Here is a 24106-nt window from a genome sequence, read left to right as displayed (position 1 = left end):
TCAGGACAGTTGTTGCTGCGGGCGGCGGCGATACGCCCAGATAAACATAATCAGGCCGGCGATAATCATCGGCAACGACAGGATTTGCCCCATGCTGATGGCATCGTCGAATAAACCGAGCTGCGCGTCGGGCTGGCGGAAAAACTCCACGATGATGCGAAACGCGCCGTATCCCATCAGGAACAGGCCGGAAACGCTGCCCAACGGGCGCGGCTTGCGGATAAACAGATTCAGGATGATAAACAGCACCACGCCTTCAAGCAGCAGCTCATAGATCTGTGAGGGATGGCGGGGCAACACGCCATACTGATTAAACAACGCCTGCCATTGCGGATGCGACGGCAACAGGGCCAGATCCTCGCCGCGCGAGCTGGGAAACAGCATCGCCCACGGGGTATCCGTCGTGACGCGTCCCCAAAGCTCGCCGTTGATAAAGTTGCCCAGACGGCCGGCGCCGAGGCCGAAGGGGATCATCGGGGCAATAAAATCCGCCACCTGGAAAAAATGCCGTTTGGTGCGGTGGGCAAACCAAAACATCACGATAATGACGCCGATCAGGCCACCGTGGAACGACATGCCGCCGTCCCATACTTTAAACAAATACAGCGGATTATCGAGAAACTGCGGCAGGTTATAGAACAGCACATAGCCGATGCGTCCGCCCAGGAACACGCCCAGGAACCCGGCGTACAGCAGGTTCTCCACCTCGTCCTTGGTCCAGCCGCTACCGGGCCGGTTGGCGCGGCGCACCGCAAGCCACATGGCAAAGACAAAACCGACCAGGTACATCAGGCCGTACCAATGGAGCGACACCGGTCCAATGGAGAAAATCACCGGATCAAACTGAGGGAAGGCCAGATAATTCATTGTCATTCATCACCACGATATATGTCATTTTCACCACGTCGGCACGACGGGGCGGCAGGCCATACGGTTGCGAACCAAACGTTGGCTCGCGATGCGCTTGGTTCGCCCGAGGGCGGCATAGCATAACATAGCGCTCTATTATTCGCGGCGGAGCCAGGGTAAATTTACGCGTTTTTAATCCAAGGCCATCCTTCCCGCCGCCTTACCGGCCGCCGCGGATAAGGCCGCCCAGCCCGCGGCGCTCCAGGAACGCCGCCACCTGGTGACGCACATCAATGGCATTTTGCGCGGTGAGCACGCGTTCCACCAGGGTGACGGCATCGCCCAGCTCCACATTGCGCAGCAGATACTTTATGCGGGCAACGCTGCGTCCGTTCATGCTCAGGGTGCGATAGCCCATGCCGGTCAACAGCAGGGCGCCCATGGGGTCGCCGGCCATTTCGCCGCACAGGCTGCAATCGAGTCCCAGCAGACGGCACTCGGTGACGATTTTCGCCAGCACCTGCAGCATGGCCGGGTGCAGGCTATCGTACATGGCCGCCACCCGGGTATTGTTGCGGTCCACCGCCAGCAGGTATTGAGTCAGATCGTTACTGCCCACCGAGACAAAATCCACCCGGTTGATAAGCAGCGGCAGCATAAACACCATTGCGGGCACTTCAATCATCACGCCGATGCGCAGCGGCGGCAGGGCATAGCCCAGCATCTCTTCCACTTCCCGTCCGGCGCGGTCGATAAGGCGCCGCGCTTCGTCGATTTCATCGACGCTGGTAATCATCGGCAACAGGATGCTGAGATTACCGGTGGCCGCGTTGGCCCGCAGCATGGCGCGCACCTGGATCAGGAAAATTTCCGGCTGATCGAGCGTAATACGGATCCCGCGCCAGCCCAGGCAAGGGTTTTCCTCATTGAGCGGCGCCATATAGGGCAGTTGCTTATCGGAGCCGACGTCCAGGGTGCGCAGCGTAACCGATTTCGCCGGGAACAGTTGCAGCATGCCCTGGTATTGCGCCACCTGCTCATCCTCGGAGGGAAACCCGCTTTGCAGCATAAACGGAATTTCGGTGCGATACAGGCCGACGCCGTCCACCCGATTGCCCAGCCGCTGTTCATGCCCGGGGCTGAGTCCGGCGTTAAGCATCACCTGAATACGCTCGCCGCCCTTCATGGTCGCCGGCTGTTCCACGTCGTCTTCCGCCAGGCGGCTGAGCTGTTTCTCCTCGCTTATCAAGCGCTGGTACTCTTGCACCAGCACCGGTTCGGGGTCCACCAGCAGCTCGCCGCGATAGCCGTCCACCACCAGCAGCCGCTGATTTAGCAGCGCCGGCTGGATATCGGCGCCCATAACGGTCGGGATCCCCATGGCCCGCACCAGGATGGCGGCATGGGAATTGGCGGCGCCGTCCCTGACCACCACGCCCACCATTTTGTCCTGCGGCATTTCGGCCAGCAGCGTGGCGCTCAGCTCATCGGCCACCAGGATAAAGCGCGACGGCCAGGGGGTCTCGCCCTGGACATTATCATCAAGATGAAACAGCAGCCGCTGTCCAAGGGCGCGTAAATCCCCGGCGCGCTCGCGCATATAGCCGTCATTAAGCTGGCCGAACTGTTCGGCGAACAGCTCGATGACCTGCTTTACCGCCCATTCGGCCATGGCGCCGGCATCGATTTGCGCGAACAGTTCACGCTTTAGACGGGCGTCGTTAAGCAAATGGGAGTAGAGATCAAAAATAGCGGCGCTGTCTTTTTGCGCATTGGCGGTGAAACGCTTGCTGAAACGGCGGAATTCCGCCGCCGCCTCGCCGAGGGCGAAGGTCAGGCGCTCGCGCTCGCGCGCGCTGTCAAGCGACGAGGCTTGGAACACCTGATCGAGCGAAGGCTGGCTGCTGTCCACCCACCCCTGGGCAATCGCCACGCCGGGGGCCGCGGCCAGGGCGCGGATCCGCGTCTGGCGATACTGGCCGAACAGCGCGTTGAGCTGCGACTGGGAAAGGATGCCGGCCATTTGCGTGGCCAGCGTCACCATAAAGGATTCTTCGCTTTCATCGAACTGGCGATGTTCGCGCTGCTGCACCACCAATACGCCCAGCAACTGGCGGCGGTGGATAATGGGCACACCGAGGAAGGAGCGGAAACGCTCCTCTTTTACCGCCGGGATATACTGAAAGCTGGGGTGGTTATGGGCGTCGGCCAGATTGATGGGCTCCGCCAGGCGGCCCACCAGCCCGACGATCCCCTGATCGAAGGCAAGCGTAATGGTGCGCCCGCGCGGTTTTTGCAAACCACGCGTAGCCATCAGGTAATAACAGCGACGATCGTTATCGGCCAGATAAACCGAACAGACTTCGGTATCCATCGCCAGGCAGGTTTCATTAACCAGAATTTCCAGCGTATCCGACAGGCGCGGCGCGGCGGCGACCTTTTCAACGATTTCCCGCAATCGCGTGAGCATATTCTGCGTAGCTTAACCCCTCTTCCGTTTATAGCCTGGGAGAGGCCGCTGCACTGCGCTTTCCTGCAACGGCATGACAATAGTGGAAAATTCTTTCATTACCCGGCGGTAAACGTCCCGCTTAAAGGAAACAACCTGGCGCACCGGGTACCAGAAACTGACCCAACGCCAGCCGTCGAACTCAGGGGTGCCCCCGCACTGCATATTGATATCGGCATCCGGGCACATGAGCTGTAACAGAAACCATTTTTGTTTCTGGCCGATACAGACCGGTTTGGTGTCCCAGCGTACCAGACGCTTTGGCAGCTTGTAGCGCAGCCAGTTGCGGGTGGAGGCCAGTATACGCACATCTTTACGGCTCAGTCCGACCTCTTCGTACAGTTCGCGGTACATAGCCTGTTCGGCGGTTTCGCCAGGATTAATGCCGCCCTGGGGAAACTGCCATGAGTGCTGTCCATATCTCCTGGCCCATACCACCTGCCCATCACGATTACAGATCACAATACCAACATTCGGGCGGTAGCCATCATCATCGATCACCGGACTACCTCGATTACATAAAATGCAAAGATAGCTGATTGTTTCACACTCGCTCAATAGGGTAAACCACTGCTTTTGAGGAATGTCCGACTTCAGGGGAGGAGCAAGGCGTCCGGATGCGGCATTGTTATCAACAGCCGCGGCAAACAGGCGGTGGTTTTATTCACTTTTTCTGTGGATAGGTATGTGCAGAACACCGGATTAAACGGGGAAAACTTTTCGCCGTCCGTTGGCGGAAAAAATCCGATGTCAAAAAAAAACAAGGATTTTCAGAGGCATATTAGCGGATCCGCGGCTTGACACGATCGAGTGGGATCCGCTTCGCGCGCCATCGGCAACCTTAAGGTCAAAAAACAGGCGATGATGGTTTTATCCACAATTTATGCTGTTAAGCTCGGCGATTTATGTACAAACCAGCAAAAAAAAGCAGCGTCAAGGCTGTAAATAGTGACAGTACTGGCAGTTTATTAGGTTTATCCCATGGATCTGTGGATAACATGGTGTAAGATCCTGTTCATTGTCGGCCGCTTCAGGTGCACAACCTCGCGCGTTTCGGCGGCGAAAAAACCACGCGGCTTAAAAAAGGGTGTGAAATCATGCTATTATTTTTAGATGACAATTAATTATGCCGCCAGGGTCGGGCGACCCTGACGACCGGTTAGTTTTTATACAGCAGGCGGACACGTGTTTACGACCCTCCCCATCATCACCACACCCATTCCCCCACCGGGCGATGAAACCGAGCTGTTGGCGCGCGCCAACGCCCTGGCGGGCTATAATCTGGGTGAGCTGGCGGCGCATGCCGGCCTGGTGGCGCCGGCCGATCTGAAGCGCGATAAGGGGTGGATCGGCGTGTTGCTGGAGCGCTACCTGGGCGCCAGCGCGGGCAGCAAGCCGGAGCAGGATTTTGCCGCCATCGGGGTGGAGCTGAAAACCATCCCGGTCGACAGCCTTGGCCGCCCATTGGAAACCACCTTTGTCTGCGTCGCGCCGCTGACCGGCAACAGCGGCGTGACCTGGGAAACCAGCCATGTGCGGTATAAGCTGGCCCGGGTCTTGTGGATACCGGTGGAAGGCGCGCGCGAGATTCCGCTGACCCGGCGGCGCGTCGGAACGCCGCTGTTATGGAGTCCCAGCGCCGAGGAAGAACTGCTGTTGCAAAACGACTGGGAAGAATTAATGGACCTTATCGTGCTGGGGCGGGTGGAACATATTACCGCGCGCCATGGCGAGGTGCTGCAACTGAGGCCGAAGGCGGCCAACAGCCGGGCGCTGACCAAGGCCACCGGCGAATTCGGCCAGCCAATCATGACCCTGCCGCGGGGGTTTTACCTGAAAAAAACCTTTACCGGACCGATGCTGGCCCGACATTTCCTGGTGTAAATGTATTTTTCCTTGCCTGCCGCCCTCTGCACCTGTTTATAATATTCGTTTAAGTTTCGTTTACAATTAGGTAATGGATCATAATGTTTGATTGGATCGTGGATCCCGACGCGTGGCTGGCTCTGGGCACACTGACTATTCTGGAAATCGTCCTTGGCATTGATAATATTATTTTTCTCTCCCTGGTGGTCGCCAAGCTGCCCGCGGCGCAGCAGGCCAAAGCCCGCCGTCTGGGCCTGTTTGGCGCCATGGTCATGCGGCTTTGCCTGCTGGCGTCCATTTCCTGGGTAATCCGCCTGACATACCCCTTGTTTACCGTTTTCGCAACCGAGGTGTCGGTTCGCGATCTGATTTTACTGCTGGGGGGATTGTTCCTCATCTGGAAATCAAGCCGGGAAATCCACCAGGCCCTTGAAGGCGGCGAAACCGATCAAAACACAAATGTCAGCTCGTTTCTCGGCGCCATCACGCAAATCATGCTGCTGGATATCATCTTCAGCCTGGATTCGGTCATTACCGCCGTCGGCCTGTCCAATCATCTGTTTATCATGATGGCGGCGGTGGTGATTTCCGTCGGCGTCATGATGTTCGCCGCGCGGCCGATTGGCGAGTTTGTCGCTCGCCATCCTTCGGTCAAGATGCTGGCGCTGGCGTTCCTGATTTTAATCGGTTTCACTTTGATACTTGAAAGCGTTGATGTTCATGTGGCTAAAGGCTACATTTATTTTGCGATGTTTTTCTCTATGGGAGTCGAGGCGTTGAACCTGCTCAGGAATAAGAAAGTCAGCCGCGCCCGCCGTAATGGACCCAGTGCTTAACATGGATATAACATGAAAAAATATGTGGCAATCGTATCGGCGGTGTTATGCGCCGTCTTGCTGTCGGGCTGCGCCAGCGATTATGTGATGGCGACCAAGGACGGCCGGATGATTTTGACCCAGGGCAAGCCCGAATTGGATAAGAGTACCGGCCTGATTCGTTATACCGACGAGCGGGGCAACGACATGCAGATCAACGGTAATGAAGTATCGCAGATGATCGCGCGCTGAGTATTCGGCGCAATTGCCGGTTAAACCTCCCCGCCCGCCCATTTTGCGCTTTTCCCCGCGGCCTGGCTTGGTTATAGTCTGATCGGGCGGCGCCTGTTGACGCCTGATCTTTTCAGACATTAAGGAACGAGCCTCAATGCGTTATCACCGTATTCCCCATAGTTCACTTGAAGTCAGCGTCCTGGGATTGGGCACCATGACCTTTGGCGAGCAAAATACGCAGGCCGATGCCCATGCGCAGCTGGACCTTGCCGTTGCCGCCGGGGTGAATCTTATCGACACGGCTGAAATGTATCCGGTGCCGCCGCGCCCCGAAACCCAGGGGCTAACGGAAACCTATATCGGCAATTGGCTCAAGCGGCGCGGCCAGCGGGAAAAAATCATCCTGGCCAGCAAGGTCGCCGGTCCTTCGCGCGGCAACGATGCCGGCATCCGTCCACAGCAAATACTGGATCGCAAGAATATCCGCATGGCGCTGGACGCCAGCCTGCGGCGTCTCAACACCGATTATCTCGACCTCTACCAGGTTCACTGGCCGCAGCGCGCCACCAATTGCTTCGGCAAGCTGAATTATCAGTACACCGATGAAAAGCTGGCGGTGACGATACTTGAAACGCTGGAAGCGCTGACCGAGCAGGTGCGGGCGGGAAAAATCCGCTATCTCGGCATCTCCAACGAGACGCCCTGGGGCGCCATGCGTTATCTTCACCTGGCGGAAAAACACGACCTGCCGCGCATCGTGACGGTGCAGAACCCCTACAGTCTGCTGAACCGCAGTTTTGAAGTGGGCATGGCGGAAATCAGCCAGTTTGAAGGGCTGGAACTGCTGGCCTATTCCAGCCTGGCGTTCGGCACGCTGACCGGCAAATACCTCAACGGCGCCAAACCGGCGGGCGCGCGCAATACGTTGTTTAGCCGCTTTACCCGCTACAGCGCGCCCCATACCCAGCAGGCGATTGCCGAATACGTGGCGCTGGCGCAGCGTTACGGCCTGGATCCCGCCCAGATGGCGCTGGCGTTTGTGCGCCGGCAGCCTTTTGTGGCCTCCACCCTGCTTGGGGCCACGTCGCTTGCGCAATTGCAGACCAACCTGGATAGCCTTGATCTGATCCTGGACGACGAGATTATCGGCGAACTGGAACAAATCCATCAGCGCTTTACCATCCCGGCGCCCTGAATATACGCCGTCGCGCATCCGGGTCCGGCCCCCGCCGCCGGATCCCGAATGAGCCGCCCAAACCGCTTGGGGCGATCGGTTCGCGGGTCCGGTAATCCATTCAGCGCAGGGTTTTGCCATTGCGCGTGGTCAGCCATAGCAGGCCGATCGCCAGGGCGAACACCACGCCGAAACCCACGCCGATAATGACCGCCGGCACGCTCAGCCTGACCACCAGCGAATACAATCCCAGCATCGCCAGCATGGCGATATTTTCGCCGAAATTCTGCACCGCAATGGCATTGCCCGCGCCCACGCTTTCCTTACCGCGCTGTTGCAGCAGCGCATTTAACGGCACGATAAAAAAGCCGCCCAGGATGCCGATCAGCGCCAGCAGCAGATACGACGGCAATAAATGATGCTGCAGGCAAAGCGCCACCACCACCACGCCCATCAGGATGCCCGCCGGCATACAGCGCCGCACCGTCTCAAGCGTGACCAGCCTGGCCGCGGCCCCGGCGCCGAACACGATGCCCACCGCCACCATGGCGTTGAGGGTGGTCGGCGTGGCGTTATCGTTAATGCCCAGCGCCACCGGCACCCAGAGCACCAGCAGAAAACGCAGGGTCACCCCGGCGCCCCAGAACAGGCTGGTGCCGATCAGCGAAAAGCGGGTATAACCGTCGCGCCAGAGCAGGCGGCAGGCGCGGCTGAAATGGCCCACCATGCGCGCCGGATGCCAGGAAGCGTCCTGACGCGCCGGCGGCAGGCGCGGTATAAACAGATTCGCCGCCACCGCCACGCCATAGGTCAGCGCGCAGACCGCCAGCGCCGTGATCAGATGCCAGTCGGCCAATATTCCGCCGGCCACGGAACCGGTCAGGATGGCGGCAATGGTCGAGGCTTCCATCAGGCCGTTGGCCTTGACCAGTTGCCCGCCCTGGGTCAGTTCGCCCAGGATGCCGTATTTGGCCGGCGAGTAGGCCGCCGCGCCAATGCCCACCAGGCAATAGCCGACAAAGGGATTGAAACCAAAACAGATAACCAGCGCGCCGGCAAGCTTGAGCGCGTTTGCCACCATCATCACCCGGCCCTTGGCAAAATTATCGGCGAACTGGCCGACAAAGGGCGCCAGCACAATATACGCGGCGACGAACAGCATTTGCAGCACCGGCTGGCTCCACGCCGGGTACTGCTGTTCTTTGATCAGCGCAATGGTGGCGAACAGCAGCGCATTGTCGCCGAACGCGGAAAAAAACTGCGCGGACATGACCGCCAGCATCGGCCGGGATAGTACGCCGGATGAATTCATTGCGGATGGGTTCATCCTTGTGGCTCCGTGGCTTCCGCCATTTTTTTCAATGCGACAAAATCGGGCTTGCCGCTGCCCAGCAGCGGCAGCGCGTCGATGTGCCGGATATCACGCGGCACGTAGATTTCGGCAATGCCGTCCTGACGCGCCTGTTGCGACAGTTTCTCCCGCGTAAGTCCGGCATCGGTGGTAAACAGCACCAGCCCCTCGCCTTTGGTCTTGTCGCTTTTGGCGCAGGCGCCGTGCCGGGCGTCCGGCGAGGCTTTCAACGCCAGTTGCTCGACGCTTTCCAGCGACACCATTTCGCCGGCCAGTTTGGCAAAACGTTTTACCCGGCCCTGAATGGCGCAGAACCCCTGGGCGTCCAGGGTGACGATATCGCCGGTGTCGTACCAGCCTTCTTCCCGCACGCCCTGTGCGTTGTCGGCCGCCGGCGATTCCAGCACGCCGGGATGCTCCACCCGCAGGTAGCCGCGCATGATATTGGGGCCGCGCAGCTGTAGCCGCCCCCCTTCGCTGATGCCCGGCACCGCGATGATCCGCGCCTGCATGCCCGGCAGGATCTGCCCGACGGTATGGGGTTTCGCCGCCATGGGCACATTGATGGCCACCACCGGCGCGCACTCCGTTACGCCATAACCCTCGAGGATGCGGATGCCGAACTTATCCTGCCACATCAGCCGGGTATTTTCCGACAGTTTTTCCGCGCCGGCGACCACATAGCGCACCCGGGCAAAGTCATACTGGTGGGCCAGGCGGCCATATTGCCCCAGGAAGGTCGAGGTGCCGAACAGCACCGTGCAGTTCCGGTCGTAGACCAGCTCGGGAATAATCCGGTAATGCAGCGGACTGGGATAAAGCAGCACCCGCGCCCCGGTCAGCAACGGCGTCAATAAACCGACGGTGAGGCCGAACGCATGGAACAGCGGCAGCGCCGACATAAATTTGTCGCGCGGGGTGAAGTCGGCCACCGAGCGAATTTGCTCAATATTGGCCAGGATGGCGTCATGGGAGTGCACTACCCCTTTCGGCGTACCCTCCGACCCGGAGGTAAACAGCACCAGCGCGCTGTCGCCGGGCAACTGCGCCACTTCGGCACGGGCCGGGAACAGTAAATGCCCGAGGATCCACAGCTTGTCCCTCAGGGTCACGGTGTCTTTCACATCTTCCAGATAGACCCAGCGCGCACCGGTCACCTGTTCCGGCAGGTCGGTCAGCTTGGCTTTATCCAGGAACTGGCGGGAACTGACGATAGTGTTGATGGCGGCGGCTTTAAGCGCGTTATTGATACCGTTGGCGCCGGAGGTATAGTTCAGCATCGCCGGAATACGGCCGCGCAGTCCGGCGCCGAGGATGGCGGCGGCGGTAATGGTGGCGTTGGGCAACAGCAGGCCGACGTGCTCGCCGCGGGCGGTAAGGCGCGCCAGGATCCGGCTGACGCCGAAGATTTTTTTCAATAACCCGCGATAGCTGTCCGGGCTGAAGGCGATATCCTCGATACAGGGCTTGCCGGCGCCATAGCGCCGCGCCGCCGACAGCAGCGCCTGGTACAGGGTCTGCCGGGGCCGTGAGGCCATGCGCGCCTCCATCATGATGCGGTGCAGCTTCTCGCCGGCCAGGCGACGTCTGTCGCGCGCCCTGGGCGCGTCGGGCATCGGCAGGGAAACCGGGGCCTGGATGTGGATGGTGATTTTGGGAAACCAGTGGCGCTTGATAATACCGCCCATGCGGCTGAACGGCGTCAGCTCGGGCCCGTCAAGCCATATCGGCACCACCGTGGCGCCCGAGCGGGACGCCACGAACGCCGCGCCGTCATAGATTTTCATCAGCGACCCGGTGACTGAAATCCGCCCCTCCGGAAAGACGACGATCGGCCGGCCGCCGCCGACATAGCGGATAAGCTGCTTAATGCTCAGCGGCTTGGTGGGATCGAGCGGCAAAATATCCACATAGCGTTTTACCACGCGCATGTACCATACGTCGGTAATAGTGGAGTAAATGGCGAATACCGGTTTCACCGGCAAAAACAGCGCCAGCAGGATACCGTCCATAAACGAGACATGATTGGGGGTAATCATGATCTTCTGCTGCTGCAATACCCGCGTATCACCCACCAGTTCCACCCGGTAAAGCAGCCGGAACAGTCGGCGCAAGAGGGAAAAAAGCATACCATCTCCTTATAGTTTTGCGGATCTGAAGTCCGCCAGCGGCCGTATTTGCCTGCCCGCGGCGCTGAAATTATCGCTATCCAGCCAGGCTCGCAGCGCCCGGCCGACAGCGGGCCATTCGCCATCGATAATGGAATACCAGCAGGTGTCGCGATTATGCCCTTTGGACACCACCGCCTGGCGGAAGGTGCCTTCATACTGAAAACCCAACCGGCGGGCCGCCTGGTTGGACGGCAGGTTCAGGCTGTGGCATTTCCACTCGCAGCGCCGATAGCCCAGGGTGTCAAAGATATAGCTTAGCAGCAGGCTGATGGCTTCGGTGCCGCAGGGGGAGCGTTTCATCAGCGGCGACCAGTTAACCCAGCCGATTTCCAGCACGCCGTTGGCCGGATCGATGCGCATCAGCGCCACCGAACCCGCCGCCTCGCCGGTCGCCAGATCGATGACCGCGTAATGCAACGGGTCCGCGCCGGCCGCATTGGCGGTAATCAACGCATCGCACGCGGCGGCGGTTGCCGGGCGACGGTTGGAAAAATAGGTCCAGTCGCGCTCGTCGGCAATGCTGTGCCAGGCGCTGAACAACGCCGGGCTATGGCTTAACGCCAACGGCTCCAGGCGGCAAAAGCGCCCGGCCAAGATGATTTTTTGCGGCGGTTGACGGGGCTGCCAGTCCGCAACGCGGGCGCCGATAGGCTGGCCGTATTCGTTTACCAAAGTCGCCTGTTGCATGTCATTCTCTTCTCTGCGGGTAGCCGGTGACTCAAACTACTGCATAGCGGGGGTGGCTCGCAAATTTTAACCTGAAATGGAAGAATCGGGCTGGCTTTGAATGGAGATTGAAAACGCGGGCAAAAAAAACCTACGCATCCGCGTAGGTTGGTGCAACTGAAATGGTTTCAACATACAGAGTATGTTGATTTCTCACCAATCAATACCTCTGGGAGTACTTACTCTATAGTCCGTCGCCTGATTACACTACAGCATAATCGCAAGATTACCGCTCGAAATGAAACCAAGTGTAAGATTTAACCCATCATTGATTCCATTCGCGCTGATTCTTGTCTTTGCCGTTAAAACGGCGCCGGCCAGGCTGCGCCGCCGCGTTAATTTTCATTTATAACGTCCCGATCACCAAAGCTGAGCGCCAACGCCTTGCATCGGCGGGAATTTTCCGTAAAACTTAATAATGTAAACGATTACCCTATGAGAGCTTGCAAGCGATATGGCCACCATAAAGGATGTAGCTAAACTGGCGGGTGTATCAGTCGCCACAGTCTCGCGCGTTATTAATAATTCTCCAAAAGCCAGCGACAATTCCCGCCAGGCGGTGCTTGGCGCCATGGAGGAGTTGCAATACCATCCCAACGCCAACGCCCGGGCGCTGGCGCAGCAATCCACGGAAACGGTGGGACTCATCGTCTCGGACGTCTCCGATCCGTTTTTCGGCGCCATGGTCAAGGCGGTGGAGCAGGTGGCCTATCGTACCGGAAATTTTTTGCTGATTGGCAACGGCTACCATATCCTGGAGCAGGAGCGGCAGGCCATTGAGCAATTAATCCGTCATCGCTGCGCCGCGCTTGTGGTCCATGCGCAAATGATCCCCGAAAAAGAGCTTAGCGCCCTGATGGCCCATATTCCGGGCATGGTGCTGATTAACCGCATTTTGCCCGGCTACGCCAGCCGCTGTGTGGCCCTCGACGATCGTTACGGCGCCTGGCTTGCCACCCGCCATTTGATCCAGCAGGGCCATCGGCGCATAGCGTTCATCTGTTCAAGCCATCCCATTTCCGATAGCACCGATCGACTGCAGGGGTACCTGGATGCGTTGAAGGATCATAATATTGAGGTGGACGAGAAGTTTATCGCCTACGGCGAACCCGACGAAGTGGGCGGCGAGCAGGCCATTACCAGCCTGTTGGGACGCGGGCGCAATTTTACCGCCATTGCCTGCTACAACGACTCCATGGCCGCCGGCGCGATGGCGGTATTAAGCGACAACGGCATCGAGGTACCCGAGCAGATGTCGCTGGTGGGCTTTGACGATGTGCTTATCTCCCGTTACCTGCGCCCGCGCCTGACCACCATCCGCTATCCGGTGGTGGCGATGGCCACCCAGGCGGCGCAGCTGGCCTTGGCGCTGGCGAACGGCGACCCGCTGCCGGAGGTGACCAATACCTTCAGCCCTACCCTGGTCAGGCGTCACTCGGTGGCGCCGCCGCCTTAAATGGCGGACGCGAGTTTACCGCGCATCCGCCCGCAATCGATAAATATGCACCGGCAGGTCCGGGTGCTCGATACCCTCGCCAATACAGTCCCAGCCGTGGCGTTCGTAATAGCCGGTGAACGTGGCGTACAAATAAAGGCTGGCAAAACCCGCCCGGCGGCTGAAGCGTTTGACGACATCCTGCAATTGCCGTCCCAGTCCCCGGCCCCGGTACGCCTCATCGACATACAGCGCCGCCAGCCAGGGCGTCAGATCCTGCCGGCTCAGCAAATCGCAGCGCCACAGGCCCACGGTGCCCACCGGGCGGCCGTCGTCAAGGGCGATAAATGTGATGGGCAGTCCGTCCCGGCGCAGGCTGCTGTCGACGAGGGCGGCATAGAAACCCCGGTCCGCGCCGTGGCCGAAGGCGCGCCATAACCAGTCGGTCACCCGTTCCTTATGCCGGGCATGGTCGGCCAGCAGGGCTATCTCAATCGGCATCGGATACGCTTACCCTGGAAAATCGGTACCGATTCAAGGAGCACACCGTCGAATCCCGGCCAATTTCCCGATACTGTTTTTTTTCCTGCAACATTACTTTTGTTCCCCTCACGCGTGCAGCATACCCCGCGGCGCGACACCCTTGGTCAACCCGCAGCAGGGCGGCAGGCTCGACGGCAACGTGTCGCCTGTCGTCGCACAGGCGAGTGTAACAAACCCGGAGCCAGATCGCGTACTTTCACGCCGTTTAAAGGGCGGTGGCGGACCTCCGCGCTGGTTTATCGTCCCGCGGCGCCGGGGTCCGCCGACGGCGTTTCAATTTTTAACATTATTTTAACGCCGCGCCCGTTGGCTTAACGCCGGGAGCGGGATATGATGCGGCCTACCACTTTCTTTTAACATATAAGCCACCATGTCGTTTCATTCTCCTAAAGAAGTCGCAGCAATCGCTGTGCAAACGGGTACCATCAAGAGCCGTGCGCCCCTCCCCTATTTACTGGTGCTCGGCTGCCTGGCCGGCGCCTATATCGCCATTGGTTTCATGCTGGATATCCATGTCACCGCCAGCCTGCCCGCCGACTGGGGATCGTTCGGCGTGTTTTTAGGGGCGGCGGTGTTTCCGGTGGGGTTGGTGCTGACGCTTATCGCCGGCGGCGAACTGCTGACCGGCAATATGATGACGCTGCCTATCGCCTGGCTGGCGCGGCAGATCTCTTTTATGTCGCTGCTGCGCAACTGGTTCTGGATTACCGTGGCGAATTTTGCCGGCAGTATTTTGATTGCGTGGTTTTTCGGCCATGTGCTCGGCCTGACCGAAGGCGCGTTCCTGGCCAAAACCGTGGCTACCGCCCAGGCCAAGATTTCCGCCGATTTCCTGCACGCCTTTATTTCCGGCATCGGATGCAACTGGCTGGTGAGCCTGGCGGTATGGCTGGCTTATAGCGGCAAGGACGTGGCCAGCAAAATATTGGGCATCTGGTTCCCGATCATGGCGTTTGTCGATCTGGGCTTTCAGCACGTGGTCGCGAATATGTTCGTGATCCCGGCGGCGATTTTTGCCGGACAGGCGACCTGGGCGCAGTACTGGGGCAATTTCCCGGGCGTATTCCTGGGCAATGCCGCCGGCGGCGCCATTTTTGTCGCGCTGGTTTATTACATCGCCTACCGCCCCCTGGCGGCGGAAAGCGCGGCGGCGTCAGTACCGGCGGCCGGGCACCACGGCAAAGCCTGATCTGCGGCTTGGCCGGCGCTACAGGCGCTCCAGCGCCAGCAGCTCCTCGAGCGTCTGGCGACGGCGGATCTGGCGCGCGACGCCCTGGCTGAACAACACCTCAGGCAGCAGCGGACGGGTATTGTAATTGGACGACATCGAGGCGCCGTAGGCGCCGGTATCATGGAATACCAGGTAATCCCCCACCCGGGCGGCGGGCAAACGACGCGGCTCGACGCCGCCGCCGGCCAATTGGGTAAACACATCGCCCGATTCACATAGCGGGCCGCCCACCACCGTATCCGTTTCCGGCCGGTCGTCCGGTTCTCCGCCGTCGGCCGGAATCAGCGAAATATGGTGATAGCTGCCGTACATCGCCGGGCGCATCAGGTCGTTGAAACCGGCGTCCACCAGCACAAAATGGCGACTGCCCATATCCTTGACCGCCTGCACCTGCGCCACCAGCACGCCCGATTCGGCCACCAGGAAACGCCCCGGCTCGATTTCCAGCGTGACCGGATGGCCGAGATGGCGGCTGATATCCCGCCGCGCGGCATCCCACAGGCCGAAATAGTGTTCGGTGTTGATGGCCTCTTCGCCAAACCGGTACGGCACCGACAGCCCGCCGCCGGCGGAGATGGCGCGGATATCCTGCCCGGACGCGATAACCTCCCGCACCATCGCGTCACAAACCTGGCGCAAATGGTCATAGTCCACGCCGGAGCCGATATGCATATGCAGGCCGACAAGCGTTAACCCATACCGCTTGATCTGCGCGATGGCCAGCGGCAAATCGGCATACCAGATACCGTGTTTGCTGTTTTCGCCGCCGGTATTGGTTTTCTGGCTATGGCCGTGGCCGAAGCCGGGATTGATGCGCAGCCATACCTCATGGCCTGGCGACGATCGTCCCAGCTGTTCGAGCATATCCACCGATCCGGCGTTGACCGGGATGGCCAGCTCCACCACCCGCCGCAGGGTCGGGCCGTCGAACACATCGGCGGTAAACACGATATCATCCGGCTGATGCCCCGGCCGGTAGCCCGCCGCCAGCGCCCGCTCGATTTCGCCCAGGGACACGGAATCCACCTTCACCCCCTGTTCGCGCATCAGGCGCAGGATATGGATGTTGGAGCAGGCCTTCTGGGCAAAACGGATCACGTCGAACCGCCGCAACTGGCCGATACGCTCGATAATCACCTCGGCTTCATAGGCCCATACCGGACCGCCGTATTGCCGGGCCAGCTGCCGCAGATTGTCCGCGTTAAGCGCGCTTTGGGTGTGGTAGAGGTTATGTGGCATGGAGTCCCCAGTGGTTTTACCGCTTTGCCGCTATTATTTCTCCAACCACGGCTATCTATAAAATATCTATTTTAGCGACGGCCATTCATCTATGATATGGATTCAGGGGCTTGGGGGACAGCATTATGGCGGCGATTTCGTTGCGGCATATCGATATATTTCACGCGGTAATGACCACCGGCAATCTTACCGAGGCGGCGTTGCTGCTCAATACCTCGCAGCCGACGGTCAGCCGTGAGCTGGCGCGCTTCGAGCATCTGCTGCGCATGGCGCTGTTCGAGCGCGTAAAAGGCCGGCTGAAACCCACCAGCGAAGGGCTGCGGCTGTTTGACGAGGTACAGCGGTCTTATTACGGGCTGGATCGCATCTTAAGCGCCGCCCAGGCCATTCGCGAGTTCCGCCAGGCGCAGCTGTCGGTGGCCTGCCTGCCGGTATTTTCCCAATCGCTGCTGCCCTTGGTGTGCCGGGACTTTTTCCTGCGTCACCCTGCGGTCAGCCTGAGCGTGGTGCCGCAGGAGTCGCCGCTGCTGGAGGAGTGGCTCTCCGCGCAGCGCCACGATATCGGCCTGACGGAAAACACTTTTACTCCCGCCGGTACCGGACGCGAGACCCTGATGACGCTTAACGAGGTCTGCGTGCTGCCGGTCGGCCATGCGCTATGCCGGCGGGCGCAATTAACCCCGCGGGATTTTCACCAGCAGCCTTATATCAGCCTGTCGGCCACCGACAGCTATCGCCAGTTGTTGGACCGGCTATTTGAGCGGGAGGGGGTGGAGCGCGCCATGGTGGTGGAAACGCACAGCGCAGCGTCGGTATGCGCGATGGTGCGCGCCGGGGTGGGGATTGCCATCGTCAATCCGCTGACCGCGCTGGACTATGCGGCAAACATGACAATCAGCGCGGCAAACAAGACAACCAGCGCGGCAAACAAGACGGCCAGCCATGCAACGAACCCAGCCGGCGACGATACCGCCAACATGGCGACAAGCTATGCCGCCGGCGGCGTGGTGTTGAGAGCCTTCAGTCACCAGGTGCCGTTCACGGTCAGTCTGATCCGGCCGCTGCACCGCCCGGCTTCGGCCGTGGTCAGCCACTTTATCGATTACCTGCATGAGTTCGCCGCCGCCGTTCCAGCCCGGCTTGACGCCGCGCTGGCGCAGTCGTGAGCCGGTGCCGTTCATCCGCCGGCGGGGACGGCGTGGCCGGGTCATAAGGGCGCCGGCCTGGCGGGATCAAGCCGTGGCCGGGTTATTCCGGCGCCGGCCCGGCGGGATCAGCCGGCCGGGTTATGCGGTCACCGGCCTGCCGGGTGAACGGGAGAACGTCAGCAGGCACACCAGCAGTCCGCACAGGGCCATCGCCGCCGCGGCCAGCGGCACCGTGGCCAAGCCCATCCCGCTGGCGATCACCTCGCCGCCGGCCCAGGCCCCAAGCGCGTTGCCGATATTAAACGCGGAGATGTTCAGCGTCGATACCAGGTTAGGCGCGTCTTCGCCGTGCGTCACCACGTTAATCTGCAGTGCCGGTACAATGCTGAAGGTGGCCAGCGCCCAAAAAAACAGGGTAATTTCCGCCGGCAGCAGCGCGCGGCTGGTCCAGAAGAACATCAACGAGAACACCGCGATCAGGGCAAAACTCAACATCAGGCTGAAGGAAAGCCGCCAATCGGCCAGACGGCCGCCAATCAGGTTGCCAAGCGTTAACCCCCCGCCGATCAAAAACAATGTCCAGCTCACGCCCCGATCGCTGACGCCGGTCACCTGCAGCAACAGCGGCGCAATGTAGCTGAACAGCGTAAACATGGCGGCGGCGAAACATACCGTCATCAGCAGCGACAGCAGCAGGCGGCCGTTGCGCAGCGCGGCGAGTTCCCGCGCCAGATTGGCGGGCGCCGCGTCGCGCTGCGGCGGCAGGCTGGCCACCAGGGCGACAAACCCCACGATGCCAAGCAGCGAGACGCCCCAGAAGGTGGCGCGCCAGCCGTACAGCTGCCCCAGCCAGGTGCCGATGGGCACGCCCAGCACATTGGCCAGCGTCAGCCCGGTAAACATCAGCGCCACCGCCGACGCGCGGCGCTGCGGCGGCACCAGCCCGGCGGCCACCACCGCGCCGATGCCGAAAAAGGCGCCGTGGCTCAGCGCCGTGACCACCCTGGCCAGCATCAGCAGGCCATAATCGTAGGACCAGGCGCACAGGGCGTTGCCGATAATAAATATCACCATCAGCATCGCCAGGCAGGTCTTACGCGGCAGCCGGGCGGTGAGGATCGCCATGATGGGCGCGCCCACCGCCACGCCGATGGCATAACCGCTGATAAGCCGGCCGGCGTCCGGCAGCGACACCGACAGGCTTGCCGCCACCTGCGGCAACAGGCCCATAATGACGAATTCAGTCGTCCCGATGGCGAACGCGCTCAGCGCCAGGGCCAGAAGAGCAACAGGCATAACAGACTCCCATACATCATCCCGCCCTTGGGCCGGAAAGGTTATTAAGCGAAAAGAGGATAACCGGGTAGGGGAAAGAGTGGCGACCAAAAAGGCCGCAATCATGGTGCCGGCAGATCGTTATAATATTGTTAAAATAACACGCCGCGCGGACGGCGCCAAGACCACCGCGTGCCTAGTAGAGCGAAACCCGCTGGAAATCGCCGTCCGCCCGCACGTTCATGCCGAACCCGCAGTCGCCCGAGACGGTCTCCAGGTGAACCGCATTGGCGCTAAAGGTCATGTTCACCTGACAGGACGACCCGTCGGCCTGCGCGTCCTGGCGATAGACGCCATGGCCGCCGTCCAGGGACTGCACCACCGAAAATTCGCCCATGTTCGGGCCGTAATACATTCCCATCACCGGCATATAATAGCCGTTAAAGCTGATTTTCCACGCGTCGCCCTCGGGCTGTACCGACACGATGCTCCATACCCCTTTACCGGCATAACGCCAGTAATTGCCCATCGGAGTGGCGGCCAGTGCGGGCCGCAGGCGGGCCAGCACCGGCTGGATTAACGCCAGATTGGTGCGGGTTTTATCGTCGTCCGGCGCCAGGGAAAGCCAGGCCGCCGCCTTTAACGGCTCACCGGCGCGGATGAGCGCCAGCGCGACGTTATTATAGGCGGTGGCGATGGCCGCCGTGGGCAAGCGGCAAAATTCACTCCAGGCGGCCTGGGCGGTAAACTCATCCGCCGCGCGCGCCATATGGCCCTGCTGGTAAGCCGTATTGCCCGCCTGCGCATAGTCGTCCAGGCGCGCGCAATCGGTTTTGATCTGCTCGTCTTTCGGCGTCGCATAGCTCAGTGCGCTATACAATCCCAGGGCGAACGCCCCGGCTTTCAGTATCCTGTCCATCCCCTGCCCATATCGCTGCCGCCCGGTTTCTCCCGCGATAATGAAGCGCCGGCGGCCATAAGTAAAGATGAAGCAGGAAAGCTGAACACCGCCGAGCGGAAAATACGGCGCCGGTCAGCCATTTACGGCCAGTAAATCCGCATAGGCCTCGGTCACCAGCATGATTTTACCGATATGGGTGCCGCCCTCCATCAGCGCATGGGCCTCGGCTGCCCGCAGCAGCGGAAAAGCCCGTTCGATAAGCGGCCGGACCTTGCCCGCCGCCAGCAGCGGCCAGACCTGTTTTTGCAAATCGGCGGCGATGGCGGCCTTGTCCTCCACCGGGCGCGGGCGCAGCGTCGAACCGGTATGGGTCAGGCGCTTGGCCAGCATTTTCATCAGATCCAGATCTTTCGCCGGGCCGTTCTGAACGCCGATTTGCACAATCCGGCCGTCCATCGCCGCCGCCGCATAGTTACGCGCCACATAGTCGCCGGCAATCAGATCGACAATCACATCCGCGCCATGCCCGTCCGTCAGCTGTTGCGTCAGTGCGACAAAATCCCCGGTGCGGTAGTTAATGGCGTGATCGGCGCCCAGTTTGAGCGCCGCCGCGCATTTTTCCTCGGAGCCGACGGTGGTCAGCACCGTGGCGCCAAAGGCCTTCGCCAGCATGATGGTCACGGTGCCGATGCCGGAGGTGCCGCCGTGCACCAACAGGACCTCGCCCTGTTTCAGCTTGCCGCGCTGGAAAACGTTGACCCACACGGTGAAAAAGGTTTCCGGCAGCGCCGCGGCCTCCAGCAGCGACAGGCCGCGCGGCACCGGCAGCGCGTTGGTTTCATGCACCACGCAATATTCGGCGTAACCGCCGCCGGCCACCAAGCCGCACACCTCGTCACCGACGGCGAAGCGCCCGGCGCCGTCGCCCAGCGCCACCACCACGCCGGCAAACTCAAGTCCCGGCAGTTCGGATGCGCCCGGGGGCGGCGGATAAGCGCCTTTGCGCTGCAACACGTCGGGACGATTAACGCCCGCCGCGGCAACCCTGACCAGCAGATAGCCGGGCCCGGGACGGGGCACCGGCAGCTCGGTCTCAATCAGTTGTTCCGGGCCGCCGGGCTGTTTAATCCTGATGGCTTTCATGGTGGAGGGAACGGCGGATATAGTCATGGATAGCGTCCTGTAACATAAGTTTTGACCCTGGGTCGGGATAGAGAATTACCGATCCGATGTTAGTTAGCCTAGCCTATTTTACGCCGCGACTCAGCTATCAGCCGTGCTATGCAGGCGCAGGCGCGTGCTTTATTGACGGTAATATATTGCCACCCATCCGGATTGACGGTACAAATAAAGCCGCTATGGCAAGCGCGGGGGCGGCATCAGCTCCCTGCAACATAATTTACCTATTAAAATAAGACATAAGGACACACCTCACATGTTAGCCAAGTTAACCCGCCTGTTTCCGCTGTGGGCCGTTTTGCTGTCCATCGCCGCCTACTATTCCCCGACCACGTTTACCCGCATCGGCCCCTACGTCAGTATCCTGCTGATGCTGATTATGTTCGCCATGGGCGTCACGCTGCGGGTGGCTGATTTCAAACGCGTGCTGTCCCGCCCCGCGCCGGTCATCGCCGCCACCTTTCTGCACTATCTGGTGATGCCGCTGGCCGCCTGGGTGCTGGCCAAGCTGTTCCACATGCCGCCCGACCTGTCGGCGGGCATGATCCTGGTGGGCAGCGTCGCCAGCGGCACGGCATCCAACGTGATGATTTACCTGGCGAAAGGCGACGTGGCGCTGTCGGTGACCATCTCCGCCGTCTCCACCCTGGTGGGGGTTTTCGCCACGCCGCTGCTGACCCGGCTGTATGTGGATGCGCAGATCAAGGTCGACGTGGCGGGCATGCTGCTGAGCATTCTGCAGATTGTGGTTATCCCGATCTTTGCCGGCCTGGTGATCCATCATTTGTTTACCCGTGCCGTCAAGCGCGTGGAACCCTGGCTACCGGCGTTCTCGATGATCTGCATCCTGGCGATTATCAGCGCGGTGGTCGGCGGCAGCCAGGGTTTTATCGGCTCGGTGGGACTGGTGGTGATTGCGGCGGTGATCCTGCATAACGGCATCGGTCTGTTGAGCGGCTATTGGGGCGGCAAACTGTTCGGGTTTGACGAAACCACCTGCCGCACGCTGGCCATGGAGGTCGGCATGCAGAATTCCGGGCTGGCGGCCACCCTGGGCAAGATATATTTCTCCCCCCTGGCCGCCCTGCCCGGCGCGCTGTTTTCGGTATGGCACAACCTGTCCGGCTCGCTACTGGCCGGCTACTGGTCCGGCCGTCCGATCAAGAACGTGAAACCAAAATAACGGCGCGAAGATATCGCCCGGTTCAACGTCGGCCGGCGCAGCCGTTGCGCCGGCGATTAACCTATCAGAAAGCTTAAGTGAACAGGGCCGCCCGGCCTGTCGTTCGATTAATAAACCAGCGGTCATTTTACCCTCCCCATGTCCCCGGCGCGACGCGCCTTGATAGCCAGGGTCCGCCCCGCCGCCCTTGCCGGCCGAGCCGGTCGTTTTTTCCATTTTCCGCCCGCCAGCTATGCTTAAGCCAATGTAATCGATAAAACAATCCGGGAACGGGCCGATAATGAGCGGCGCGTTACAGTTATTTACCAAAATAGATAACCGGCTAAACACAATTTGGGTGTTAAATCTCACCGCCCTCAGCTCGCTGCCATAATTGCCATACAGGATTACTGAAGATGACGCTTAGATTGAATGCCTTTAGCTCAATTAAAACCAATGTAAAATGGGCTACGGTATTCTGGTTATTAAACGCGTTCTTACTGACGCTGGTGAGTTTCCGTTATTGGCAATGGATCACCATTCCCACCGGAGATTTCCGTTCTGTCATCTATCTGATCACTGCGCAATACGCGCTGTTCGGGGCTTTTTGCCTGCTGGGTCTCGCGCTTAATTGCCTGTTGTGCCTGTTGCCGGGCCGGCTGTTTCGGGGCGTCGGCATTCTGCTGGGCTTTTGCGCCATTGCGCTGCTGGTTATCGATACCCTGGTTTTCGCCCAATACCGCTTTCACCTTAACGGCGTGGTGCTCGAAATGCTGTTCGAGGGGCGCGACGTGGTCGATCTTTCCTGGTTTACCTGGCTGGTGGGCGGATGCATCGGGCTGGCGCTGCTGGCCTTGCAACTGCTGTTTAACCATCTGGCGCGCGCGCGCGGCCGGTTAAGCCCGCTCAGGACCCCCGGTTACGGCCTGTTGGCGCTCAGTATCCTGGTCAGCCAGGGTATGCATGCCTGGGATGACGCCAACTATAAAACCCAAATTCCAAGCTACACCCATGATTTTCCGCTTTATTATCCGCTGACGGCAAAATCGAGGCTGGTCGCCTGGGGATTGGTGGATCCCTCCCTGGCGCTGAATAAAGAGAACAATCTGCAGGCGGCGCCGGAAGGGAATTTACATTATCCCCTGCAGCCCATTGCCTATGACAGGCCGGCGCAGCAGGCCAACGTGCTGTTTATCCTGATCGACGCCTGGCGCTACGACGATGCCAATGAGCAGGTGACGCCCAATGTCAGCAGGTTCGCCCAGCAGGCGCTGCGCTTTCATCAGCATCGCAGCGGCGGCAATGCTACCGAACCGGGCATATTCAGTCTGTTCTACAGCCTGCCGGACACCTACTGGCTATCGGTGCGCAACAGCGGCCAGCGCCCGGTGCTGATGCAAACCCTGGCCGACGAGGGGTACCAGTTTTCTATTCATGGATCGGCGGATCTTAATCATCCGCCGTTTGACCGCACGGTATTTTCCCATATTGCTGATTTGACCATCAGCAATAGCGGAGCGTCTCCCGCCCTGCGCGATCGGCAGATTACCGATGACTTTAAGCAGTTCATTGATAAGCGGGACGATAAAAAACCCTTTTTCGGGTTTCTGTTTTATGACGCGGCCCACGGTTATGATTTGCCGCCAGGGGCGGCGACGCCGTTCAAACCCTATTGGGAACGCGTGGATCATATCAAGCTCAACAACGATTTTGACCCGACCGAATACCATAACCGTTACCGGGACGCGCTGTATTATGACGACAGCCTGATAGGCGAGGTGTTGAATAAACTGGCGCAGGCGGGGCTGGATAAAAATACCCTGGTGGTGATTACCTCCGACCACGGCGAAGAATTTAACGATCATAAAAAGAACTACTGGGGCCATGGCAGCAACTTTAGCGATGTGCAAATCCATGTGCCGATGTTTATGAAGCTGCCGGACGGCGAAAGCGGCGATATCAACCGGCGCACCAGCCATTTCGACGTCGTGCCGACGCTGATGCAGCATATTGCGGGCGTCACTACGCCGGTGAGCGATTACAGCGTGGGACGTAATTTATTGCAACCCGACGCGCCGCACTCCGACGATATGATCGTGGGCAGTTATTATAATTATGCCGTGGTGTCTCCCGATCAGATTGATGTGGTCTATCCGGGCGGGATTTTCGAAACCTTTACGCCGGACCTGAAGCCCAGCAAGCAGCATTTGCTGCAGGGCGAGCGCCTGCGGAATATTATCGGGCTGATGTCGCGGTTTAATAAATAAAACAGGACCGCCTGCGGGCTATCCTGTTTTG

20 protein-coding genes are annotated in these 24106 nt (G+C 59.9%); 9 read left to right on the top strand and 11 right to left on the bottom strand.

The features are described from left to right. The 3 genes from lgt to rppH form a co-directional block, all read right to left on the bottom strand. Complete coding sequence (lgt, locus tag VGC33_RS01075) at positions 1-873, bottom strand: prolipoprotein diacylglyceryl transferase (protein ID WP_331118133.1); 873 nt, start codon at positions 871-873, stop codon at positions 1-3. A gap of 196 nt (positions 874-1069) precedes the next feature. Further along, entirely contained in the window at positions 1070-3319 is a 2250-nt protein-coding gene (ptsP, locus tag VGC33_RS01070; RefSeq protein ID WP_331118131.1) for a phosphoenolpyruvate--protein phosphotransferase, read from the bottom strand. Positions 3320-3331: 12 nt separating this feature from the next. Further along, entirely contained in the window at positions 3332-3859 is a 528-nt protein-coding gene (gene rppH, locus VGC33_RS01065) for an RNA pyrophosphohydrolase (RefSeq protein ID WP_331118129.1), read from the bottom strand. A gap of 705 nt (positions 3860-4564) precedes the next feature. Here rppH and mutH point away from each other — a divergent pair. The 4 genes from mutH to VGC33_RS01045 all read left to right on the top strand — a co-directional run bounded on the left by mutH (position 4565) and on the right by VGC33_RS01045 (position 7468). Next, positions 4565-5242 (top strand): DNA mismatch repair endonuclease MutH, encoded by a 678-nt coding sequence (gene mutH, locus VGC33_RS01060; protein WP_414636868.1) that lies wholly within the window; start codon positions 4565-4567, stop codon positions 5240-5242. Between the two features lie 80 nt (positions 5243-5322). Further along, positions 5323-6060 (top strand): TerC family protein, encoded by a 738-nt coding sequence (locus VGC33_RS01055; protein ID WP_331118214.1) that lies wholly within the window; start codon positions 5323-5325, stop codon positions 6058-6060. A 12-nt stretch (positions 6061-6072) separates the two neighbouring features. Further along, positions 6073-6291 (top strand): YgdI/YgdR family lipoprotein, encoded by a 219-nt coding sequence (locus VGC33_RS01050; protein WP_331118127.1) that lies wholly within the window; start codon positions 6073-6075, stop codon positions 6289-6291. A 136-nt stretch (positions 6292-6427) separates the two neighbouring features. After that, a complete protein-coding gene (locus tag VGC33_RS01045) occupies positions 6428-7468 on the top strand; it encodes an NADP(H)-dependent aldo-keto reductase (RefSeq protein WP_331118125.1) in 1041 nt (346 codons plus the stop codon). A 100-nt stretch (positions 7469-7568) separates the two neighbouring features. Here the strand turns inward: VGC33_RS01045 and lplT are convergent, their stop codons facing one another. Genes lplT through VGC33_RS01030 form a run of 3 tightly spaced genes read right to left on the bottom strand, consistent with a single transcriptional unit; the run spans position 7569 to position 11656 of the window. Continuing rightward, positions 7569-8774 carry a lysophospholipid transporter LplT gene (lplT, locus tag VGC33_RS01040; RefSeq protein ID WP_331118123.1) on the bottom strand — a complete coding sequence of 402 codons (1206 nt, stop codon included), beginning with the start codon at positions 8772-8774 and terminating at the stop codon, positions 7569-7571. Then, positions 8771-10927, bottom strand: a complete 2157-nt coding sequence (gene aas / locus VGC33_RS01035; RefSeq protein WP_331118121.1) for a bifunctional acyl-ACP--phospholipid O-acyltransferase/long-chain-fatty-acid--ACP ligase — start codon at positions 10925-10927, stop codon at positions 8771-8773. Before aas ends, lplT begins: the two co-directional genes overlap by 4 nt. A 9-nt stretch (positions 10928-10936) precedes the next feature. After that, positions 10937-11656 carry a GNAT family N-acetyltransferase gene (locus tag VGC33_RS01030; protein ID WP_331118119.1) on the bottom strand — a complete coding sequence of 240 codons (720 nt, stop codon included), beginning with the start codon at positions 11654-11656 and terminating at the stop codon, positions 10937-10939. Between the two features lie 493 nt (positions 11657-12149). Here VGC33_RS01030 and galR point away from each other — a divergent pair, with 493 nt between their 5' ends. Further along, on the top strand, positions 12150-13151 hold the full coding sequence (gene galR, locus VGC33_RS01025) for an HTH-type transcriptional regulator GalR (RefSeq protein WP_331118117.1): 1002 nt from the start codon (positions 12150-12152) through the stop codon (positions 13149-13151). 15 nt (positions 13152-13166) lie between these two features. Here galR and VGC33_RS01020 read toward each other — a convergent pair whose 3' ends face one another. Continuing rightward, entirely contained in the window at positions 13167-13631 is a 465-nt protein-coding gene (locus VGC33_RS01020; protein ID WP_331118115.1) for a GNAT family N-acetyltransferase, read from the bottom strand. Positions 13632-14043: 412 nt separating this feature from the next. On the opposite strand from VGC33_RS01020, the gene VGC33_RS01015 reads away from it, so the two are divergent. Further along, positions 14044-14862, top strand: a complete 819-nt coding sequence (locus VGC33_RS01015) for a formate/nitrite transporter family protein (protein WP_331118113.1) — start codon at positions 14044-14046, stop codon at positions 14860-14862. A gap of 18 nt (positions 14863-14880) precedes the next feature. Here VGC33_RS01015 and lysA read toward each other — a convergent pair whose 3' ends face one another. Beyond that, on the bottom strand, positions 14881-16143 hold the full coding sequence (gene lysA, locus VGC33_RS01010; protein WP_331118111.1) for a diaminopimelate decarboxylase: 1263 nt from the start codon (positions 16141-16143) through the stop codon (positions 14881-14883). Between the two features lie 125 nt (positions 16144-16268). Here lysA and VGC33_RS01005 point away from each other — a divergent pair, with 125 nt between their 5' ends. Next, positions 16269-17309 (top strand): LysR family transcriptional regulator, encoded by a 1041-nt coding sequence (locus tag VGC33_RS01005; protein WP_331118109.1) that lies wholly within the window; start codon positions 16269-16271, stop codon positions 17307-17309. A gap of 120 nt (positions 17310-17429) precedes the next feature. Here the strand turns inward: VGC33_RS01005 and VGC33_RS01000 are convergent, their stop codons facing one another. From VGC33_RS01000 to VGC33_RS00990, 3 genes are all read right to left on the bottom strand, one after another. Next, complete coding sequence (locus VGC33_RS01000) at positions 17430-18587, bottom strand: MFS transporter (protein ID WP_331118107.1); 1158 nt, start codon at positions 18585-18587, stop codon at positions 17430-17432. A gap of 175 nt (positions 18588-18762) precedes the next feature. After that, complete coding sequence (locus VGC33_RS00995) at positions 18763-19485, bottom strand: tetratricopeptide repeat protein (RefSeq protein WP_331118105.1); 723 nt, start codon at positions 19483-19485, stop codon at positions 18763-18765. 114 nt (positions 19486-19599) lie between these two features. Continuing rightward, positions 19600-20637, bottom strand: a complete 1038-nt coding sequence (locus VGC33_RS00990) for an NAD(P)H-quinone oxidoreductase (protein WP_331118103.1) — start codon at positions 20635-20637, stop codon at positions 19600-19602. A 265-nt stretch (positions 20638-20902) separates the two neighbouring features. Here VGC33_RS00990 and panS point away from each other — a divergent pair, with 265 nt between their 5' ends. Together panS and VGC33_RS00980 are read left to right on the top strand one after the other, a co-directional pair. Further along, positions 20903-21829, top strand: coding sequence for a ketopantoate/pantoate/pantothenate transporter PanS (gene panS, locus VGC33_RS00985; protein ID WP_331118101.1), 927 nt, complete (start codon positions 20903-20905; stop codon positions 21827-21829). A gap of 395 nt (positions 21830-22224) precedes the next feature. Next, positions 22225-24075 (top strand): DUF3413 domain-containing protein, encoded by a 1851-nt coding sequence (locus VGC33_RS00980; RefSeq protein ID WP_331118099.1) that lies wholly within the window; start codon positions 22225-22227, stop codon positions 24073-24075. Positions 24076-24106: the final 31 nt, after the last annotated feature.

Origin of the sequence: Acerihabitans sp. (genome assembly GCF_036398755.1) — a bacterium.
GTDB lineage: Bacteria > Pseudomonadota > Gammaproteobacteria > Enterobacterales > Enterobacteriaceae > Acerihabitans.
Note: the sequence above shows the minus strand (reverse complement) of the source record. Positions and strands in the feature narration are given on the sequence as shown.

Excerpts from the sequence above, each read along its gene's own strand:
- lgt (WP_331118133.1), bottom strand. The coding sequence starts at position 873 with ATGACAATGAATTATCTGGCCTTCCCTCAGTTTGATCCGGTGATTTTC.
- VGC33_RS01015 (WP_331118113.1), top strand. The coding sequence starts at position 14,044 with ATGTCGTTTCATTCTCCTAAAGAAGTCGCAGCAATCGCTGTGCAAACG.
- VGC33_RS00980 (WP_331118099.1), top strand. The coding sequence starts at position 22,225 with ATGACGCTTAGATTGAATGCCTTTAGCTCAATTAAAACCAATGTAAAA.
- lysA (WP_331118111.1), bottom strand. The coding sequence starts at position 16,143 with ATGCCACATAACCTCTACCACACCCAAAGCGCGCTTAACGCGGACAAT.
- galR (WP_331118117.1), top strand. The coding sequence starts at position 12,150 with ATGGCCACCATAAAGGATGTAGCTAAACTGGCGGGTGTATCAGTCGCC.
- VGC33_RS01030 (WP_331118119.1), bottom strand. The coding sequence starts at position 11,656 with ATGCAACAGGCGACTTTGGTAAACGAATACGGCCAGCCTATCGGCGCC.
- VGC33_RS00995 (WP_331118105.1), bottom strand. The coding sequence starts at position 19,485 with ATGGACAGGATACTGAAAGCCGGGGCGTTCGCCCTGGGATTGTATAGC.
- VGC33_RS00990 (WP_331118103.1), bottom strand. The coding sequence starts at position 20,637 with ATGACTATATCCGCCGTTCCCTCCACCATGAAAGCCATCAGGATTAAA.
- VGC33_RS01045 (WP_331118125.1), top strand. The coding sequence starts at position 6,428 with ATGCGTTATCACCGTATTCCCCATAGTTCACTTGAAGTCAGCGTCCTG.
- ptsP (WP_331118131.1), bottom strand. The coding sequence starts at position 3,319 with ATGCTCACGCGATTGCGGGAAATCGTTGAAAAGGTCGCCGCCGCGCCG.
- VGC33_RS01005 (WP_331118109.1), top strand. The coding sequence starts at position 16,269 with ATGGCGGCGATTTCGTTGCGGCATATCGATATATTTCACGCGGTAATG.
- VGC33_RS01050 (WP_331118127.1), top strand. The coding sequence starts at position 6,073 with ATGAAAAAATATGTGGCAATCGTATCGGCGGTGTTATGCGCCGTCTTG.
- lplT (WP_331118123.1), bottom strand. The coding sequence starts at position 8,774 with ATGAACCCATCCGCAATGAATTCATCCGGCGTACTATCCCGGCCGATG.
- VGC33_RS01020 (WP_331118115.1), bottom strand. The coding sequence starts at position 13,631 with ATGCCGATTGAGATAGCCCTGCTGGCCGACCATGCCCGGCATAAGGAA.
- panS (WP_331118101.1), top strand. The coding sequence starts at position 20,903 with ATGTTAGCCAAGTTAACCCGCCTGTTTCCGCTGTGGGCCGTTTTGCTG.
- aas (WP_331118121.1), bottom strand. The coding sequence starts at position 10,927 with ATGCTTTTTTCCCTCTTGCGCCGACTGTTCCGGCTGCTTTACCGGGTG.
- VGC33_RS01000 (WP_331118107.1), bottom strand. The coding sequence starts at position 18,587 with ATGCCTGTTGCTCTTCTGGCCCTGGCGCTGAGCGCGTTCGCCATCGGG.